Annotated in this window: 4 protein-coding genes; 1 reads left to right on the forward strand and 3 read right to left on the reverse strand. The window is 35.6% G+C overall.

Annotated elements, in window-relative coordinates; all coding sequences use genetic code 11:
* Nucleotides 1–60 precede the first annotated feature (60 nt).
* Nucleotides 61–1,440, forward strand: a complete 1,380-nt coding sequence (locus V7659_RS15530) for an MFS transporter (RefSeq protein ID WP_335452527.1) — start codon at nt 61–63, stop codon at nt 1,438–1,440.
* A 278-nt stretch (nt 1,441–1,718) separates the two neighbouring features.
* Here V7659_RS15530 and phaC read toward each other — a convergent pair whose 3' ends face one another.
* The 3 genes from phaC to V7659_RS15545 form a co-directional block, all read right to left on the reverse strand.
* Nucleotides 1,719–2,795, reverse strand: coding sequence for a class III poly(R)-hydroxyalkanoic acid synthase subunit PhaC (phaC, locus tag V7659_RS15535; RefSeq protein ID WP_335452530.1), 1,077 nt, complete (start codon nt 2,793–2,795; stop codon nt 1,719–1,721).
* Nucleotides 2,796–2,875: 80 nt separating this feature from the next.
* Nucleotides 2,876–3,619: a 3-oxoacyl-ACP reductase gene (locus tag V7659_RS15540; RefSeq protein ID WP_144555787.1), complete on the reverse strand. Its 744-nt coding sequence runs from the start codon at nt 3,617–3,619 to the stop codon at nt 2,876–2,878.
* A gap of 89 nt (nt 3,620–3,708) precedes the next feature.
* The coding region (locus V7659_RS15545; RefSeq protein WP_335540759.1) for a hypothetical protein at nt 3,709–4,162 on the reverse strand (454 nt) is incomplete at its 5' end.

A 4,162-nucleotide genomic window follows, 5' to 3' on the forward strand; every position in this document is an offset into this window, starting at 1 on the left:
CAAGTTTAACACAGCCTTATTAATAAAAAAGATCCTTAAGAATGAAGGAATAATAAATCCATGTCAGAAGCTAAACCATTATCTTCAGTGAGTAATCCCAAATTAATTATTGTTGCTGTGGCATTAGGAGTTATTTTAAACCCATTAAATACCACGATGATCACAGTTGCTTTGCCAGACATACAAAACGAATTCCATTTAACCTCAAAGGATATTTCCTGGTTAGTAGCTTCCTATTTTATGATAAGTGCCCTTTGTTTACCTCTTATTGGTAAACTAAGTGATTACTATGGCAGGAAAAAAATCTTTGTTTTCGGACTTGTATTGGTTGCGATTGCTTCCTTTTTTGCCCCTTTATCGAAAAATATGATTTTCTTACTAGCAATGAGAGGGATCCAAGCGGTAGGGACATCTGCACTTTATCCTGCAGGAATAGGGATTATTCGCACAACTATTGAAAAAAATCAAAATCGTGTAATTGGTACATTAGCAGTGTTTGCTTCAACTTCAGCAGCTTTTGGGCCCACGATCAGTGGATTACTAATACAGTACGGAGGCTGGCCTGTTATATTTTATGTTAATTTTCCCGTGATCCTTCTGTCAGCCTTATTGGCACTAAAATATATTCCCACGGATATAAAAAACGCGTCACAATCCTTCAAATGGGACGTGATCGGGATTCTAACCTTTGGTTCATCCCTAGCTTCTTGGATGTTCTTTTTGCAATCCATCGAAAATGGGTTTAGTCTTTTAAAATTCATCCCTGCGTTATTACTGACCTGTTTCTTTTATTTTTACGAAAAAAATAGTTCAGAACCATTTATCAATGTGAATTATTTAACGAAAAATCTCAACGTTTCCATTATTTATGTTCAATATATTCTGGTTACCGTAGTATTTTTTGCGATGCTAATCTCCATGCCATCTTATTTACAAAAAGTTGTCATGCTTGACTCAAAAGCAGCAGGCATGATGATGTTGTCAATTTCTATCTTCGCGATGCTCATGACACCTATAGCTACCCGTTGGACGGAAAAGAGCGGATATCGGATCCCTTTACTATTTGGAGGGATCATGGGGATACTGGGGATTGCGTTATTAATTTATACAAATCATGCTTCTCCGCTAGTCTATTTATTTATCATTTTAGCTATTATAGGAATAGGAAATGGAGCGGTAACCATAGGGTTACAAAATCTATTGTATTCAATCGTCGCTAAGTCGCAAAGTGGAATTGCTTCAGGTTTACTGATGACATCAAGATTCATGGGCAATATTCTCGCTTCTAGTTTGTATGCCGTTGCGTTTGCAGCCGGTATAAATGATCACAGTAAAACAGTGATGACCGTAGTTTTACTATTCGTAACAATAATCTTGATCCCAGGAATGTTTTACATCACTAGTAAGAAAGCACAGTCAGAAACAGATGGTACCTTATAACTTTTTAAGGATAATAACACAAAGAGCCATTTCTACTCATCTTCTATGTAGAATGGCTTTTTGTGTTACCTAGATCTTTATAACGTTTTCGGGCATCCATTTTTAGATTGTTTGAATTTTCTAAATTCAAGATAAAATATATCTATTACTCTTGTCATTTTCCTGAAAATTACATATAATTAACTTTACCACTATTGCCAACTTGTATACCCGCCATTACTATTTCTCTTGATAAAATAAAAGGAGTGCCCCAGTTGGGACACTCATCTAAACTAGAATTAGCTGGATCTTTCTTCTAACCAATCTGCAATGGTTGGATAAGTTATTTTTGTGGCTTGGCTGCCGTAAGTAATCGAAGTATGCCCAACAGGTAATACCTTAAATTGTTTATCCTCACTTGAAACTACTTCCATCAATGCTTCAACTTGATGGGGTGGGGCAATTAGGTCATTTTTACCAGCTAGGTTTAGGATATTGGCCTTGATATTTTCAAGTTTAACTTTTTTACCTCGAATAACCATTTCACCTTTAATCAGTTTATTATTTTGGTAGAAGTCTCTAATCCATTGACGGTAGGCTTCTCCAGGGAATAAAATTCCGTCGTTTAACCATCTGCGGAGAAGTTTAAAGCTCTTAATAAACTTCTCATTATCAGCACGCTCTACGAGACTAATTAATGGTCCAAAGTTGGTTCCCATTGGATTGATCATTTTGTTTCCAAAGTCAATCATTTCTGGTGGAATAACACCAAGGGTTTCTACCACTTTATTAATATCGAAATAGCGCTCATCCAGCATCGGACCATATGACCCGCTATTTTCAAAACTAAACGGACTAGTCATAAAGACAAGGTTGCGAATTGGTAATTCAGGGTGTAGTGCCGCAAATGCAGAAGTGATCGTTCCACCCATGCAATATCCAAGGATTGAAACTTCCTCAGCATTAGAACGTCTCATAACCTTACGAACAGCACGTGGTATATAGTCCATAATGTAATCATCAAGTTTCATATTTCTATCTTCGTAACCTGGTGTACCCCAGTCAAGTAGATAAACATCAAACCCACGTTCAACTAAATATTCTATTAAACTGCCACCTTTTGTTAGATCCAATATATATGGCTTATTAATTAGAGCATAAACTAAAAGAAGGGGAGTTTTATGTTTTTTTGGTTGATCAGAAATATACCGGTAGAGTTTCGTTTTATTTCTAGTCCAAACCACTTCTTTCGGTGTAGGTGCTACTTCCGGTTCGGCATCGGTCGTTAACACTTGAGTTGCCCTGTAGACACGTTGATACATCTCTTGATACTTTTCAGGTGCAAATTCAAGCACACCATTCCATTCTTTTGGCATCAAAACGTTAATGACTGTTCACTCCTTACATGATTTATTTTCTCTCTTAATATATAAAGAAAGTCGGACATTCATGACACTTACATGTAAAGTCCACCGTTAATATTTAATTGCTGACCAGTGATATAGTCACCATCTTTACATAAGAAAACAACACCACGAGCAATTTCTTCAGGTTTGCCTAAACGTTTTTGCGGAACTTTTTCAACGATTCCTGCAAGAACTTTTTCTGGAATGGCTTGGACCATCTCAGTACCAATAAATCCAGGGCAAATTGCATTAACTGTTACATTACTTTTAGCAAGTTCAAGAGCAAGTGATTTAGTATATCCAATCAGTCCTGCTTTTGCTGCAGCATAGTTGGTTTGTCCAAATCCGCCTGCTTGCCCAATAATTGACGAAATGTTAATAATACGACCTGCATCTGACTCAAGAAGATAAGGTAAAGCCGCAGATGTATTATTGTAAACACTGTTTAAATTTACATCAATTACTTTTCTCCAATCTTCTTCGTTCAATTTTTTGAACGTGCTATCTCTTGTAATTCCTGCATTATTAACTAGGATATCTAATTTGCCATAATGGTTGATCGTTTCTTGTACAAGGTATGCTGCTTCATTACTTTCTGAAACATCTGCTTGAACAGCGTAAGCTTCTCCACCAAACTCATTAATTTCTGCGACTACTTTATCTGCTAACTCTTTGCGGATATTGTAGTTAATAACAACTTTCGCGCCATTCTTAGCTAGTTCTAATGCAATTGATGCACCGATACCTCTGCTGCCGCCTGTTACAATCGCTACTTTGCCTTTTAATTCTGTCATTTTTAAGCACCTCATCTATAGTAGTTGTTTAAATAATCATGCTAGTTTAATACATTAACTTGTATTACATGCTATTATGTAATCCGTTATTATTTCTTTTCTTTTTGTGAATTTAACAAAGTTAGAATTTGATTCAATTTATTATCCAAATTCTTCATATCTTTTTTTACATTCGACAATTCTGACTTAAATGACGCCTGATCTTCATTATTGTCTAATTTTTCTTCCAATTTTTCTTCAAGATCGTCAACTTTTGCATCTACATTAACAATTAAGGACGAAAGGTTAGCAATGTCATTTCGAGATGGTACATTAATAAATTCTAAGTATTTTAACGTAGATTCATCAATCATTTTTTTAAATTGAAGGTTCATCTCCAACAACTGTCCCATCCCTTGAGAAGGGTAATCCGCGCCGAATTTTTCATCAAATAGTTTACTAGATTGGGAATAAAAATCCTTCCACATATCATAAAAATTAAAGTCTTCCGTAGCGAATTTTCCATCAAATAATTTACTAGATTGGGAATAAAAATCTTTCCAC

It is taken from the genome of Neobacillus drentensis (assembly GCF_036966985.1).
Lineage (GTDB): Bacteria > Bacillota > Bacilli > Bacillales > Cytobacillaceae > Neobacillus > Neobacillus drentensis_E.